General features: G+C 48.0%; 17 protein-coding genes. 16 read left to right on the forward strand and 1 reads right to left on the reverse strand.

Going from position 1 to position 15,368, the window contains the following annotated elements; genetic code table 11:
* Positions 1-51 precede the first annotated feature (51 nt).
* Positions 52-1,308 carry an NAD(P)/FAD-dependent oxidoreductase gene (locus tag HZF10_RS10700; protein ID WP_176006202.1) on the reverse strand — a complete coding sequence of 419 codons (1,257 nt, stop codon included), beginning with the start codon at positions 1,306-1,308 and terminating at the stop codon, positions 52-54.
* 129 nt (positions 1,309-1,437) lie between these two features.
* Between HZF10_RS10700 and flxA the strand changes: the two genes are divergently transcribed.
* The 16 genes from flxA (at position 1,438) to HZF10_RS10780 (ending at position 15,350) form a co-directional block, all read left to right on the forward strand.
* Positions 1,438-2,958 carry a flexirubin biosynthesis tyrosine ammonia-lyase FlxA gene (gene flxA / locus HZF10_RS10705; RefSeq protein ID WP_176006203.1) on the forward strand — a complete coding sequence of 507 codons (1,521 nt, stop codon included), beginning with the start codon at positions 1,438-1,440 and terminating at the stop codon, positions 2,956-2,958.
* 32 nt (positions 2,959-2,990) lie between these two features.
* Positions 2,991-4,118, forward strand: a complete 1,128-nt coding sequence (locus HZF10_RS10710; RefSeq protein WP_176006204.1) for a WG repeat-containing protein — start codon at positions 2,991-2,993, stop codon at positions 4,116-4,118.
* Between the two features lie 24 nt (positions 4,119-4,142).
* The gene (flxB, locus tag HZF10_RS10715; protein ID WP_176006205.1) at positions 4,143-4,874 is read left to right on the forward strand and encodes a flexirubin biosynthesis SDR family reductase FlxB; all 732 of its coding nucleotides are present in this window, start codon (positions 4,143-4,145) and stop codon (positions 4,872-4,874) included.
* 21 nt (positions 4,875-4,895) lie between these two features.
* Positions 4,896-6,122, forward strand: coding sequence for a beta-ketoacyl-[acyl-carrier-protein] synthase family protein (locus HZF10_RS10720; protein ID WP_176006206.1), 1,227 nt, complete (start codon positions 4,896-4,898; stop codon positions 6,120-6,122).
* A 1-nt stretch (position 6,123) separates the two neighbouring features.
* Positions 6,124-6,378 carry an acyl carrier protein gene (locus tag HZF10_RS10725; RefSeq protein WP_176006207.1) on the forward strand — a complete coding sequence of 85 codons (255 nt, stop codon included), beginning with the start codon at positions 6,124-6,126 and terminating at the stop codon, positions 6,376-6,378.
* 1 nt (position 6,379) lies between these two features.
* Positions 6,380-7,270, forward strand: coding sequence for a lysophospholipid acyltransferase family protein (locus HZF10_RS10730; protein ID WP_176006208.1), 891 nt, complete (start codon positions 6,380-6,382; stop codon positions 7,268-7,270).
* Positions 7,271-7,354: 84 nt separating this feature from the next.
* The gene (locus HZF10_RS10735; RefSeq protein ID WP_176006209.1) at positions 7,355-8,257 is read left to right on the forward strand and encodes an NADPH-dependent FMN reductase family protein; all 903 of its coding nucleotides are present in this window, start codon (positions 7,355-7,357) and stop codon (positions 8,255-8,257) included.
* Between the two features lie 18 nt (positions 8,258-8,275).
* Positions 8,276-9,409, forward strand: coding sequence for a dialkylresorcinol biosynthesis protein DarB (gene darB / locus HZF10_RS10740; RefSeq protein ID WP_176006210.1), 1,134 nt, complete (start codon positions 8,276-8,278; stop codon positions 9,407-9,409).
* Positions 9,409-9,834 (forward strand): hotdog family protein, encoded by a 426-nt coding sequence (locus tag HZF10_RS10745; RefSeq protein WP_176006211.1) that lies wholly within the window; start codon positions 9,409-9,411, stop codon positions 9,832-9,834. The genes darB and HZF10_RS10745 overlap by 1 nt, the downstream gene beginning before the upstream one ends.
* The gene (locus HZF10_RS10750) at positions 9,834-10,313 is read left to right on the forward strand and encodes a hotdog family protein (protein WP_176006212.1); all 480 of its coding nucleotides are present in this window, start codon (positions 9,834-9,836) and stop codon (positions 10,311-10,313) included. Before HZF10_RS10745 ends, HZF10_RS10750 begins: the two co-directional genes overlap by 1 nt.
* Positions 10,314-10,357: 44 nt before the next feature.
* Entirely contained in the window at positions 10,358-10,762 is a 405-nt protein-coding gene (DarG, locus tag HZF10_RS10755; RefSeq protein WP_176006213.1) for a flexirubin biosynthesis protein DarG, read from the forward strand.
* The gene (gene darH / locus HZF10_RS10760) at positions 10,762-11,760 is read left to right on the forward strand and encodes a BtrH-related acyltransferase DarH (RefSeq protein ID WP_176006214.1); all 999 of its coding nucleotides are present in this window, start codon (positions 10,762-10,764) and stop codon (positions 11,758-11,760) included. Before DarG ends, darH begins: the two co-directional genes overlap by 1 nt.
* A gap of 1 nt (position 11,761) precedes the next feature.
* Positions 11,762-12,511: an ABC transporter ATP-binding protein gene (locus HZF10_RS10765; RefSeq protein WP_217703375.1), complete on the forward strand. Its 750-nt coding sequence runs from the start codon at positions 11,762-11,764 to the stop codon at positions 12,509-12,511.
* On the forward strand, positions 12,504-13,790 hold the full coding sequence (locus tag HZF10_RS10770) for an ABC transporter permease (RefSeq protein WP_176006215.1): 1,287 nt from the start codon (positions 12,504-12,506) through the stop codon (positions 13,788-13,790). The genes HZF10_RS10765 and HZF10_RS10770 overlap by 8 nt, the downstream gene beginning before the upstream one ends.
* Positions 13,765-14,214, forward strand: coding sequence for an acyl-CoA thioesterase (locus HZF10_RS10775; RefSeq protein ID WP_176006216.1), 450 nt, complete (start codon positions 13,765-13,767; stop codon positions 14,212-14,214). The genes HZF10_RS10770 and HZF10_RS10775 overlap by 26 nt, the downstream gene beginning before the upstream one ends.
* On the forward strand, positions 14,211-15,350 hold the full coding sequence (locus HZF10_RS10780) for a beta-ketoacyl synthase N-terminal-like domain-containing protein (protein WP_176006217.1): 1,140 nt from the start codon (positions 14,211-14,213) through the stop codon (positions 15,348-15,350). The genes HZF10_RS10775 and HZF10_RS10780 overlap by 4 nt, the downstream gene beginning before the upstream one ends.
* The last annotated feature ends 18 nt before the right edge of the window (positions 15,351-15,368 follow it).

Genomic DNA, 15,368 nt, shown 5'->3' on the forward strand with positions numbered 1-15,368 from the left:
ATAAAAAAGGCGCCCGAAACGGAACGCCTTAATTTATATGAAAATGGTCGCTTACGATTTGTTCGCGGCCATTTCTTTTTCCTGGTTGATCATATACGCCATGTTCTTGATCACGTTGTCGTGTTTTTTCACGAACGGATTGGTCTCATCCCAAACGTAACCCGCCAAAACCGCGCAGATTTTCTTTTTCACGTCCGGATTTTCGGGTTGGTGGAAGAATAACGTTTGCAGGTTACCCGTATACCATTCTTTCACGTAAGTCGTGAAAACCCCGATTCCGCGGCGCATGTAGCCCGTAAATTCGGTTTCCCAATCTACGTTCTCGCCGTTTTGTTCTTTCAAATATAATTTGGCGGCCAATATTCCCGATTCTGTGGCGAAACACACACCCGACGAGAATACCGGGTCGAGGAATTCCGAACTGTTTCCGGTGAGCGCGAAACCGTCTCCATACATACGTTTTACCGAACGGCTGTAGTTTTCGAGCTTTACAGGATCGAACGAGAATTCGACGCCTTTAAAACGCTTGATATAATAATCGGACAAATTGATCGCGTTCTGCAATGCCTCGCGGTTGTCCTTGTTTTCCGATAAGGAATTGATGAAAGTCGTCGGTCCGACCACGCCCAAAGACGTTTTGCCGTTCGAGAACGGGATTACCCAAAGCCAAACTTCGGTTTCCAAAATGTCGAACGAAATCATCGTGCCTTCTTCGCCTTCGGGACGGTTGATGTCGTCGACGTGCACGAAAATAGACGAGTGCGGATCGAGGTGCGAAGGCGTGTCCAAATCGAGCAAACGCGGCAAAACGCGTCCGTAACCGCTCGAATCGATGATGAATTTGGCGTGGATTTCCTTAAGGTTGCCGTCTTTGTCCTTGACGACGGTTTTGGAATTCCTGCCTTCGAATTCCACCGAGATCACTTCCGATTCGAACTCAAGGTCGATGCCTTTATTGATACATTCCTTGGCCATGGTATTGTCGAAATCACCACGCGGAACCTGCCACGTCCAATCCCAGCCTTGACCGTATTTGTCGCTGAAGTCGAATACGCAGATCTCGTTGCCGCGGATGAAGCGCGCGCCCAATTTCTTTTCGAAGTTCATCGCATCCAACGACTGGAACAAACCAGCCTCGTCAAAATGGTCCATCACACGCGGGATAAGGCTTTCACCAACTACCAAACGCGGAAATTTCTGTTTTTCGACCATTTTCACCTTCACTCCATTATTGTGCAGATGACTCGCCGAAACACATCCCGAAGGACCAGCACCAATCACCAACACATCGACAACTTCCTTTAACATCAGAATAAGTGTTTTTCGTTCTTAAAATATTCTTAATTTATATTACATTTGTGGCCTCAAAATAAAGACAATTCAATATAATAAAAAAATAAACTTTAGGGTTTATACGCTCTCTAAAATCAAGTGTAAATGAATACGATACATGAATATCTAAGCCTTGAGGAATTTGAAGCCGTAGTATTCAACAACAACAAAGTGGCGATAAGTGAGGAAGTGCTGCAAAGGGTGAATGCCAGTTTTGATTTTTTAAAGGAGTTCTCTGAAAATAAGGTCATTTATGGCGTCAATACAGGGTTTGGGCCGATGGCGCAATACCGCATCAACGACGAAGACCGCATCCAACTTCAATACAATCTTATCCGAAGCCATTCTTCAGGAACCGGCAAACCGATGAACCCGACTTTCGTAAAGGCCGCTATCCTGGCGCGTCTCAATACGTTGTCGTTAGGGAATTCGGGTGTGCATCCTTCGGTTATCCATTTGATGAAAGAACTCATCAACCGCGACATCACGCCATTGATCTTCGAACACGGAGGCGTCGGTGCGTCTGGCGATTTGGTGCAATTGGCGCATTTGGCGTTGGTGCTTATCGGTGAAGGCGAAGTGTTCTACAAAGGCGAGCGCAGATCGACCAAGGAAGTTTTCGAGATTGAAGGTTTGAAACCGATCAATGTAGAAATCCGTGAGGGATTGGCTTTGATGAATGGCACTTCGGTCATGACCGGAATCGGCGTGGTCAACATCCATGCCTCGAAAAAAATACTCGATTGGGCCGTGAAGCTGTCTTGTGCGATCAACGAAATCGTGCAGGCTTACGACGATCATTTGTCGGCCGAGCTCAACAACACCAAACTTCACAAAGGCCAACAGGAAATCGCCGAGAAAATGCGCGCCAACCTCGCCGACAGCAAATTGGTGCGCAAACGCGAAGACCATTTGTATTCGGGAGAAAATACCGAAACGGTCTTCAAGGAAAAAGTTCAGGAATATTATTCGTTGCGTTGTGTTCCGCAGATTCTCGGGCCGGTTCAGGAAACCATCGATTCGGTCGCGGCGATTCTCGAAAAGGAAATCAATTCGGCCAACGACAACCCGATCATAGACGTAGCGAACAAACACGTTTGGCATGGCGGAAACTTCCACGGGGACTATATTTCCCTGGAAATGGACAAGCTAAAAATCGTCATCACCAAACTGACGATGCTTGCCGAACGCCAGCTCAATTATTTGATGAACGCGAAAATCAACGAAATTTTGCCGCCGTTCGTCAACATGGGCAAACTCGGATTCAATTTCGGTATGCAAGGCACGCAGTTTACCGCGGTTTCCACGACTGCCGAAAGCCAGACGTTGTCGAACCCGATGTACGTACATTCGATCCCGAACAACAACGACAACCAGGATATCGTGAGCATGGGGACGAACGCCGCGGTCATTACGGCCAAAGTGATCGAGAACGCTTTCGAAGTATTGGCGATCCAGGCGATATCCATCGTCCAGGCCATCGATATTTTGGATCAGAAAGACAAGATTTCATCGGTAACGCGTACGATTTACGACGATATCCGTAACATAATTCCTACTTTTAGCGAAGATCAGGCGATGTATCCGTACGTCCAGAAGGTCAAGGATCATTTGATAAATAATTAGTATTTTAGCTAGTAACCATTAAATTACTGGATATGAGAAAACTATATTTTTTATTGGTACTGGCGATCAGTTTCGCAAACGCTCAGGATTTGGCCTTGGTACGGAAAGATGGGCTTTTCGGATACATTGACAAATCGGGGAATTTCGCCATCCAGCCCAAATTCAAAAAAGCCAAGAGCTTTTCGGACGGATTGGCCGTCGCCGAGGAAAACGGCAAATGGGGTTACATCGACAAAAAAGGAAACTGGGCAATCCAGCCGACTTTTGCCGGTGCTGCAGATTTCAACAGCGGTTACGCCGTCGTGAAAGCCGATAAAAAAGGAGATGAGTCTTATATCAACAAAAAAGGGGAAACGGTAAAAGGTGCGACTTCCGACAAGGTTTTCGACTTTGTCGACGGGATCGCGATGATCAAAACAGGAGACAAGGTCGGTTTCATGAACGCGCAAATGAAAACCGTCGTCGAGCCGAAATACCAAATCATCAAAGAATTCGTCGGGAATTACGCACGCGTGAAGAACAACGACCGTTGGGGAATCATCGACAAAACCGGCAAAGTGATCATCGATCCGACTTACGATGACATAGGCGATTACAGCAAAGGCGTGGCTTGGGCTAAAAACGGCGATAATTTCGGACTGATCGTCAACGGAAAATTCACGGCTCTCGAAGGCGCCCAAAAAATTTGGGATTTCCGCGACGGCAACGATTTGACTTATGCGAAAAAAGGCGATAAGGTCGGATTCATCGACCGCACCGGAAAATGGGTGATCGAGCCGAAATTCGACAAAGCACGCGCTTTTTCTAAAGGACTTGCGCCTGTAAACGTGGGGAAAGCCTGGGGTTACATCAATGCCAAAGGCGCGTTTGTCGTGGATGCGAAATACAAGGACGCCGAAGTTTTCTCGGAAGGATTCGCTCCGGTAAAAGAAGAAAACTGGGGTTTCATCAACGAATCGGGAAAAGTGGTCATTCCTACGCAATACGGTTTGCCGATCGGCGGCCTGATAGGCATGATTTCTTCGATCAAAGAAGACCAGACCGGGTTTTCAGGAGGTGTTGCCCGAGTCAAGAACGAAAAAAAATGGGGTTTCATCAAGCCTGACGGTTCAGTTTTAGGAAACCAATGGTTCGAGAACGTCGAGCTGTTCAGCAATTAATACAAACAAAAACAAAAATAAGGAATGAAGTGTGCTTTGGTCACAGGCGGTTCCCGCGGTATCGGAAGAGCGATCTGCTTAAGGCTTGCCTCCGATTCTGAATATCACATATTGATCAACTACCAGGCGAACCAATCGGCTGCCGAGGAAACTTTGGCCGAGGTGCAAAAATTGGGTCGCACGGGAGAAATCCTCAAGTTCGACGTTTCCGATAACGACGATACGAAATCGGTACTCGAGAAATGGCAGGAAGCCAATCCGGACGCGGTCGTAGAAGTCATCGTCAACAATGCGGGCATCACACGCGACGGATTGTTCATGTGGATGTCGCACGAAGATTGGAGTAAGGTCATCAACACCAGTTTGAACGGATTCTACAACGTGACGAATTTCTTCATCCAGAAAATGTTGCGCAACAAATACGGACGCATCGTGAACATGGTGTCGGTTTCGGGCGTGAAAGGAACGGCCGGCCAGACCAATTATTCGGCTGCGAAAGGCGCTCTCGTCGGGGCTACGAAAGCTTTGGCCCAGGAAGTCGCCAAACGCAACATTACCGTGAATGCGGTCGCTCCGGGATTCGTACGTTCAGACATGACGGCCGAACTCGACGAAAAAGAACTCATCAAAATGATTCCTGCCAACCGTTTCGGTGAAGTCGAGGAAGTGGCCGATCTTGTCGGATTCCTCGCCTCGAAAAAAGCCGGTTACATCACAGGAGAAATCATCAACATAAATGGAGGCATCTATTCATAAAATTACGCTGAAGAAGAGATAATGGAAAGGAGAGTTGTAATTACCGGAATGGGTATCTGGAGCTGCATAGGCACGTCTTTGGACGAGGTCAGGGATTCGCTTTACAAAGGCAAATCGGGCATCCATTTCGACGAAGAAAGAAAAGAATTCGGATTCCGTTCGGCCCTTACCGGACATGTGCCCAAGCCGGAGCTCAAAGAACTCTTGAACCGTAGGCAGCGCATCAGCGTAGGCGAAGAAACTGAATACGCTTACATGGCAACGATCGAAGCCTTGAAAAATGCGAATATAGGCGAGCAGTTTTTCCACGATCGCGAAGTAGGGATTTTGTACGGAAACGACAGTGTTTCAAAAGCGATCATAGACGCGACGGACATCGTGCGCGAAAAGAAAGACACGGCCTTGATCGGTTCGGGAGCGATTTTCAAATCGATGAACTCTACCGTGACGATGAACCTTGCCACGATTTTCCAGCTCAAAGGCGTGAACATGACAATCAGCGCAGCTTGCGCGAGTGGTTCGCACGCCATCGGTCTCGGATATTACCTGATCAAAAGCGGCATGCAGGACGTCATCATTTGCGGTGGCGCACAAGAAATCAACAAATACGCGATGAGTTCGTTCGACGGATTGGGTGTGTTCTCTCCGCGCGAGGAAAATCCTCCCAAAGCATCACGACCGTTCGATTCAGGACGCGACGGATTGGTTCCAAGCGGAGGCGGTGCGACGTTGATTCTCGAAAGCTATGAATCGGCTATCGCAAGAGGGGCAAATATCGTCGCCGAAGTCATCGGTTACGGATTCTCGTCAAACGGCGGACACATTTCCACGCCAAACGTAGACGGACCTTCGATCGCGATGAAAAAAGCGCTCAAAGAAGCCGGAGTCGATGCATCGGAAGTCGATTACATCAACGCCCACGCCACTTCAACGCCAGTAGGCGATGCCAACGAAGCCAAAGCGATTTTCGAAGTGTTCGGGCCAGACGGACCGCCCGTGAGCTCGACCAAATCGATGACGGGACACGAATGCTGGATGGCCGGAGCGAGTGAGGTCATCTATTCGATCCTGATGATGAACAATTCGTTCGTCGCACCCAATATCAACCTTGAAAACCCAGACGAGGATTCGGCCAAATTAAATATTGCGCGAACCACGTTGGATAAAGAAATTAATATATTTTTGTCGAATTCTTTCGGATTCGGAGGAACTAATTCGGCCTTGGTCGTGAAAAAGTATGCCAAATAAAATGAATAAAGAAGAGATTATTGAGAAGATCAACGCGTTCATGTCTGATGAATTCGAAGTAGATGTAGAGGATATCCAACCAGAGGCCATCTTGAAAGATACGCTTGGTCTTGACAGCCTGGATTATGTAGACTTGGTAGTTTCAATCGAATCGCACTTTGGTGTAAAGCTCATTGAGTCCGATTTCTCGGGTATTACGACGTTCCAGACGTTCTACGACCTTATAGATCAAAAACTGCAAGCGAAACACGCTTAAAATGGCCCAATGGGAAGGCAAGTCCAAAGGGACGGTTCTTGGTTATAGGATTTTCGTTTTCCTGATCAAGAAAGCCGGTGTCCGTGCGGCCTATTTCATCTTAAATTTCGTCGCGGGTTATTATTTCCTGACACAAAAAAGGAGCAACCGCGCCATGTCGTATTATTTTCACGACAGGCTTGGCTATTCGCGTTCCAAAACGAGGCGTTCGCTTTTCAAAAGCTATTATACTTTCGGACAGACGATCATCGACAAGGTCGCGATCTCGGCAGGTTTGCGCCAGAGTTTCACCTATGAGTTCGACGGACGCCACATCCTCGAGGAATTGCTCGCCGAGAAAAAAGGAGGCGTTCTGATTTCGGCCCACGTCGGGAATTTCGAGATTGCCGAACATTTTTTCGCAGACATCGACCTCGACTTCCACATCAACATCGTCACGACCGATCTGGAGCATTCGGCCATCCGCGACTATCTCGAAAGCGTTACCTCGAAAGCGAGCCGTAAGTTCATCATCATCAAGGACGATATGTCGCATATTTTCGAGATCAATGCGGCATTGGCCAGAAACGAGCTCGTTTGTTTTACGGGCGACCGATATTTTCCGGGCAACAAAGTGCTTACCGAGGAATTTTTGGGCGAAGCCGCGAATTTCCCGTCCGGTCCGTTTTTGATTGCCTCGCGACTCAAAGTTCCCGTCGCTTTCGTGTACGTGATGAAAGAGCCGAAATTGCATTACCATTTGTACACGCGTCGCGCCGAAGTCAAGCACCGCGATGAAAAAGCGTTGCTCAAGGAATATACTGCCAACGTGGAAAGTTTCGTGAGGAAATATCCATTGCAGTGGTTCAATTATTTTAACTTTTGGGATAAATCAGAAAATTCTGAAAGCTAAAGTCTTGTCGTTGTTTGTAATAACGTCGGCTTCGGCAAAATTTCCAATTTTTCGCTTACATTTGCGCCCGAAAAACCAACAGGAATGAAGAACGTTCTGGTCGTTTATTACACCCAATCCGGACAGCTTAAGGACATTGCCCGAAACATTTCCAAACCTTTTTTGGACAATGGCGGTTTCCATGTCGATTTCCATGAGATAAAACCGGTTACGCCGTTTCCGTTCCCGTGGGATAGCGACAGTTTCTTTGGTGTGTTTCCCGAGTCTTTCGTTCAGGAACCGATAGCGCTCGAGTCTGTCCCGTCTGAAATCCTGCATAAAAATTACGACCTGATTTTGCTTCATTATCAGGTTTGGTATCTGTCGCCTTCGATTCCGGTCAATTCGTTTCTCAAAAGCGACGAAGGGAAACAGATCCTGAAAGGAAAACCTGTGGTAACGATTTCCGGTTCGCGCAACATGTGGGTCATGGCGCAGGAAAAAGTCAAAGTGCTTTTAAAAGAAGCCGGAGCCGACCTTAAAGGAAACATCGCCTTGGTAGACCGCGTCGGAAACCTGATCAGCGTCCTGACGATAGTCGAATGGATGATGTCGGGCAAAAAGACCAAAAAATGGGGCATCCTTCCGTTGCCGGGCGTTTCCGATGAAGACATTGCCGATTCGACCAAATTCGGACACATCATAAAGCAGCATATACAAGAAGATTCGCTCCAAAATTTGCAGCCCGAACTCGTCAAAAACGAGGCCGTGCGCATCAGTTCGTATCTGGTTTTGGTCGATCGAACGGGCAACAAAATCTTTAATAAGTGGTCGAAATTTATCAAATCGCGAAAATCGGGCAGGAAAACTTGGCTTAAAGTATTTTATGTTTATTTATTCCTCGCGATTTGGGTTATATCACCTATTGTATATATCTTGCACCTTTTAACGTACCCGCTGAAAATCAATAAAATCAAGAGAGAAACCCTTTATTATCAAGGGATTTAGAGAGTCGAGACTATAAATATGTTTGAAGTATATATTACCAAAGCCGGTAAGTTTTTGCCGAACGAAGCGATCCAGAACGACGATATGGAAAGCTATTTGGGGATGATCAATGAGACGGCATCAAAGGCGCGCAGGCTGATTTTGAGAAACAACAAGATCACCACGCGCTATTACGCTTTGGACAAGCACGGAAAAAGCACGCACAACAATGCGCAGATGACCAAAAACGCGGTGGAATCGCTGTACGACGCCACGTTTTCGGCCAAAGACATGGAACTTTTGTCTTGTGGCACATCGACTCCGGATAACTTTTTGCCGTCGCATGCGGCTATGGTCCACGGACTTTTGAAAAACCAATCGGTAGAATTGAATTCTTCTACAGGAGTTTGCTGCGCAGGCATGAACTCCTTGAAATACGGTTATCTTTCGGTGAAATCGGGAAATACGAAGAACGCGGTCTGTACGGGTTCTGAAAAAGTTTCCACCTGGATGGTTTCCGACAAATACGAACAAGAAGTCACCAACCTCAAAAGCCTCGAAGAGCAGCCGATCATCGCGTTCAAGAAAGACTTTTTGCGTTGGATGCTTTCCGACGGAGCGGGCGCTTTCCTTCTCGAAAACCAGCCAAAAGGCGATCTTTCGCTTCGCATCGAATGGATGGACGCGTATTCTTACGCCCACGAGCTCGAAGCCTGTATGTATGCCGGTGGCGACAAGCAGGAAGACGGGTCGATCAAGCCTTGGAGCGAATACGATCCGGCCGATTGGGGCAAGGAATCGGTATTCTCGATCAAACAAGATGTAAAACTTCTCGATAAATACATCCTTGAGAAAGGTGCCGAAAGTATGGGCGATACGCTCAAAAAGCACAACATCACGGTAGACGACCTCGATTATTTCCTGCCCCACGTGTCATCGCATTATTTCGTGGCCGGACTTAAGACCGTTTTCGCCGAAAAAGGAATTTGTCCTTCAGACGACAAGTGGTTCATGAACCTGCAACGCGTCGGAAATGTCGGATCGGCATCAATCTATTTGGCGCTCGAGGAATTGATGAATTCCGGAAAGCTGCAAAAAGGCCAGAAAATCCTGTTGTCGGTTCCCGAAAGCGGCCGATTCTCATTCGCTTACGCATACTTAACCGTCGTATAATGGAAGTCTTGGCCGAAAAAGAAGCCGTCGGGCAACTGATTCCGCAAAAGTTTCCTTTCGTGATGGTAGACAAGCTGTTTTCATTTACCGAAAGCCAGGTCGAATCCGGACTTTTGGTATCGGACGACAATATTTTCACGATCGAAGGAACGTTCCGCGAATCGGGATTGATCGAACACATGGCGCAATCCGTAGCGCTTCACACCGGATACAAATTCTTTTTGAAACAAGAACCGGCTCCTACGGGTTACATAGGATCGGTGAGTTCGCTGCAGATTTCCCAATTGCCTAAAACCGGTGATGAAATCAGAACTTCGGTAAACATCATACAGGAATTCGGCGACATCACGATGGTAGAAATCACGTCATTCGTAAACGGATCCGAAATCGCCAAAGGCCAAATGAAAACCGTACTTGCCAAATAATGAGCACGAACATCGACATCACCAAATATCTTCCGCATCGCGCGCCATTCCTCATGGTCGACACGATTACGCACTTGAACGATGAGGTGGTCGAAACGGTTTTTGAAATTACTGCCGATAATATTTTCGTCGACGCCAGCGGTTTTTTCACCGAAGCCGGACTCGTCGAAAACGCCGCCCAAACATGTTCGGCGATCGTCGCCAAAGACTATTTCGTAGACGAGAACCTGAACGACAGGCCAGATGCCCAAGTCATCGGTTTCATCAGTGCGATCAAGACGTTGAAAGTGCTTTCGCTGCCAAAATCGGGCGAAGTCATCATCACCAAATCGCGTCTCGTGTCTAACTTCGTCACAGACGATTACAGCCTGTGCACGATGCATTGCCAAACTTTCGTCGATTCAACCCAGTTGCTAGAAGGCGAAATCAACCTTTTCATACAACAGCAAACGCCAACTGTTGTAAAATCCAACGTTTAGCGGTACTTTTGGCCGTTCGGGAAATATCCCAAAATCGGACGACTATGAAGAAAGATCAAGTGCCTCAGGACGAGGGAAATCTCTCCAAAAACAACGTACGCGAGTTGCTTTATGCGACCGATGAACAAGGCAATTACACGACCGCTTTGAGCAAAGGCTGGGAGCCGAAGTCGATCGCGCTTTCTAACGCGATGGACGATATTTCCGAGCGTATGGAACTTGCGAAAGCCGACTTCAAAGCCGGGAAATCGAGTCCGATCGTTTATTTTATGGAGGCTTCCAAAATGGATCTGACCATTCTCGCAAGTTATGTCGGGATGTGGCAATGGCGCGTCAAACGTCATTTCAAGCCGTCTGTTTTCGCGGGATTGTCCGATAAGATACTTCAGAAATACGCCGATGCGTTCGACATCGACATCAACCAACTCAAAAATTTCAAAGCCGATTAATGGAATTAGGATTTACACATCACCAATCGGCCCATTGCGAAAATGGAGTCGCGTCGAATCTTTTGAAACACAACGGTTTCGAAATTTCAGAACCGATGATTTTCGGGATCGGATCGGGGCTTTTTTTCGTTTACATCCCATTTTTGAAAGTCAACCACGCACCTGCGATCTCGTATCGTCCGATGCCGGGCACGATTTTCAACAAAGCCGCGAAACGACTTGGTTTTACGGTAAAACGCGTCAAGTTTTCGAATCCGAAAGCGGCCCAACAAGCGCTTGACGACAACCTCAAGAACAACATCCCGACCGGATTGCAGGTAGGCGTTTACGGGCTCACATATTTCCCGGACGAATACCGTTTCCATTTCAACGCGCACAATTGCGTGGTATACGGCAAGACCGAAACCGATTATCTCGTGTCCGATCCCGTGATGGAACACGTGACGACGCTTACGCACAAAGACTTGGAAAAAGTGCGTTTCGCCAAAGGTGCGTTCGCCCCGAAAGGCCAGATGTATTATCCGACATCTATCCCGAATAAAGCCGATTTACCGAAAGCGATCATAAAAGGCATAAAGGAAACCTGTCGTGACATGCTCGCTCCGGTTCCGTTCGTCGGCGTAAAAGGCATCCGTACGGTTTCTAAGCTCGTGCGCAAATGGCCGACCAAATACGGTGTGAAAGTCGCGAACCATTACTTGGCGCAAATCGTTCGCATGCAGGAAGAAATCGGTACGGGCGGAGGCGGTTTCCGTTATATTTTCGCCGCGTTCCTACAAGAATCGGCCGATATTTTGGGTAAACCCGAATTGCGCGAACTGTCGCACGAGATGACCAAAATCGGTGACAAATGGCGTGATTTCGCCGTAGAAGCGTCGCGCGTTTATAAAAATCGTTCGTCAAAATCGGATGTTTACAATTTATTGGCAGATGAAATGCTCAAAATTGCCGACCTTGAAGAAGCTTTCTTCAAGAAACTAAAAAAAGCCATCGCCTGATTTGGACGTTATCATAGACATACACGAACTCTCCAAAAAGTATAAGGGAGCCGAAAATTATTCGGTTAAACCGCTGTCTTTACAAATCGCAAAAGGCGAGGTTTTTGGTTTACTTGGCCCGAACGGTGCTGGAAAAACCACGTTGATCTCGATGTTGTGCGGACTTCTCGAACCGACTTCGGGAGCGTTTGCGATCGACGGCAAAACATACGAATCGGACGAGAAAGAACTCAAAAAAATCATTGGTGTCGTGCCACAGGAATATGCTTTGTATCCGACTTTATCGGCCGAGGAAAACCTCACGTATTTCGGCAGCATGTATGGGCTCAAGCGCAAAGAACTCAAGACGAAAATCGCTGAGAACCTCGAAAGATTGGGCTTGACGAAATTCGGAAGCAAGCGCATCGATACCTATTCGGGCGGAATGAAACGCCGTATCAACCTGATCGCGGGTATCATGCACGAACCCAAAGTGCTGTTTTTGGACGAACCGACCGTCGGCGTCGACGTGCATTCCAAAAACGTCATCATGGAATATCTTACCGAAATCAACAAGCGCGGCACGACGATCATCTACACGTCGCATCACATGACCGAAGCCCAGGATTTCTGTACGCGTATCGCAATCGTCGACAGAGGCGTGATTTACGCGCAGGGAACGCCGTCGGAACTCATCGCATCGACTCCCGATGCGAGAAACCTCGAGGACGTGTTCCTTTCGCTAACCGGAAAAGCGCTGCGCGATGCATAAGTTGCGCATGTCCATACAAAAGGAATTGCTGTTGCTAAGACGCGACATCGGTGGCGTGGTCATCCTGTTCGCGATGCCGCTCGTGCTGATTTTGGCTGTGACTTTGATTCAGAATGCGGCGTATCAGCGCTCTGGCGATTCCCAAATTCCGATTTTGATTGTCGATAACGATAAGGGCGATGTGGCCAAATCGGTGTTCGAGAACATGAAAGATAGCCATGCGTTCGATCTGGTTACCGAAATCGACGGAAAACCGATTACTGAAACGTCGGCCAAAAATGCCGTGTTCAGTGGGAAATACCAGCTCGCGATCGTCATTCCCGAGAACCTGAGTTCCGACCTTCAGGCCAAAATCGATCAAAACGTAGAAAAAATATTGTTGAGTTTCGGTCTTGCCGATTCGCTCAAGCCCAAAGTCGCCGAAAGGATCATCACAAAAAAAGACGTCAAGTTGTACTTCGATCCGGCCGTTCAGATGAGTTTCAAGAACGCCGTGATGAACAACATCGACAAGATGATTTCCAAAATCGAAAGCCAGTCGATTTATGCGGCTTTCAAAGAACAATTGGGCGACGAGGCCGGAACCGATCCGTTCGAGAACCAGAATTTCATCGCGTTCAAGGAAATCAATCCGACCGTCGGAAACAAGGAAATCAAGCCCAACGCGGTGCAACACAACGTGCCCGCGTGGACGTTGTTTGCGATGTTTTTTATCGTGATTCCGCTGTCAATCAATATGGTCAAGGAAAAGAATCAGGGAACGTTCATCCGTTTGCGCACGAATCCGGTTTCGAGCGCGGTCGTGATCGGCGGAAAAACCTTGACGTACCTGATCATCTGCATGATCCAATTCTATATGATGATCGCCGTGGGCATCTGGATTTTCCCACTTTTGGGATTGCCGGCGCTGAACGTCGACGCAAACCTGTTCATGCTTACCGTCGTCGCGCTTTTCTCTGGATTGGCCGCGACCGGATATGGGATTTTGGTCGGGACGATCGCCAAGACACAGGAACAATCGGCCCCGTTCGGCGCGACCTCGGTAATTATCCTCGCTGCGATTGGCGGTGTTTGGGTGCCGGTTTTCGCCATGCCCAAATTCATGCAATACGTGGCGATGTGCTCGCCGATGAATTGGGGTCTCGACGCGTTTTACGACGTTTTCCTGCGCAATGCCTCCATCATGGAAATTTACCCCGAAATCGCACTTTTATTCCTATTTTTCGTGGTTACGATAACAATCGCTCTGCTGTATGACAAAAAGAAAAGAAGCGTTTAAGCTTATCCCCGAACTTACAACCGAATTCGAGACAAGAATCCGGTTCAATGAATGCGACCCGCTCGGCATCGTTTGGCATGGACATTACATCAAATATTTCGAAGACGGGCGCGAGGCTTTCGGGCGCAAACACGGCGTTTCATATCTCGATGTGGCCGAAAGCGGTTTTTCTACGCCAATCGTCAAATCGATGTGCGAACACAAATTATCGCTCAGATACGGAGACGTCGCTCGCATAAAAACGGAATACTTCGACACGCCGGCGGCCAAAATCGTTTTCAGGTACACCATATACGACCCGAACGGTGACGTGGCATGTACCGGAGAAACCATCCAGGTTTTCGTCGACAAAAAAGGCGAACTCCAGTTGACGAATCCTAAGTTTTACGAAGATTGGAAACGCAGAGCCGGTTTGATTTCATGAGAAAGGACGTATTCATATCGGGCATGAACTGCGTGACGCCTTTGGGGTTTTCGGTCGAGGAGAACTTCGAAAACCTGATTGCGGGAAAATCGGGTATCGAACGCCATGAAAACGAAATGATGCCCAATCCGTATTTTTCGGCCATTGTAGACGAAGACCGATTGGACGCGGAATTTGCGAAAATCACCGCCTCCGAAAAATATACCAAGCTCGAGAAAATGATGATTTTGGCGTTGTTCCCGATCGTCAAAAAATCAAAATCGGAACTCGGTAAACGCACGGCATTCCTGCTTTCGACGACAAAAGGCAACATCACCGCGCTCGAATCCGAAAATATAGAAAAAGCGCAATTGTATGATTTGGCGCAAACCGTAGCCGATTTCTTCGGATTCGAATCGCAGCCGATCGTGGTTTCGAACGCTTGCGTGTCGGGCATTCTGGCGATTTCGGTCGCAAAACGCCTGATCCAATCCGAAGTGTACGACGAGGCTTTTGTCGTCGCGGGCGATTTGGTTTCGGAATTCGTCCTGTCCGGATTCAACTCGTTCCAGGCCATGAGCGACGCGCCTTGCAAGCCGTATTCGAAAAACCGCACCGGTGTTACGTTGGGCGAAGCCACAGCTGCCGTTTTGGTGACTTCCGATACGGGAAATGCCAAGGCGAGGATTTTGGGCGATGGCTCGATGAACGACGCCAACCATATTTCTGGCCCGTCGCGAACCGGAGAAGGCCTGTTTTTAAGCGTCGAATCGGCTTTGAAGGAAGCGAATCTGGGCGCGGATAAAATCGATTACATCTCGGCTCATGGCACGGCGACTCCGTTCAACGACGAAATGGAGGCCATTGCATTCAACCGTCTCGGGCTCGAAAACAAACCGCTTCACAGCTTGAAAGGCTTTTACGGACATACGCTCGGTGCCTCGGGATTGCTCGAAACCGTAATCGGGATCGAGGCTTTGCAACAGAATAAATTGATCGCTTCGGCCGGATTCGACGAAATCGGCGTAAGCCAAAACATACGCGTCATCGAAAAGAACGAGGATAAATTTTTGCGCTATTTCTTGAAAACGGCGTCGGGATTCGGCGGTTGCAATACGGCTGTGGTTTTTGAAAAGGAAGGGAATTTTGGGGAGTAATTAGTGAATGGGATTCCG

The sequence above is a fragment of the Flavobacterium agri genome (genome assembly GCF_013401995.1).
In the GTDB taxonomy this organism is placed as follows: domain Bacteria; phylum Bacteroidota; class Bacteroidia; order Flavobacteriales; family Flavobacteriaceae; genus Flavobacterium; species Flavobacterium agri.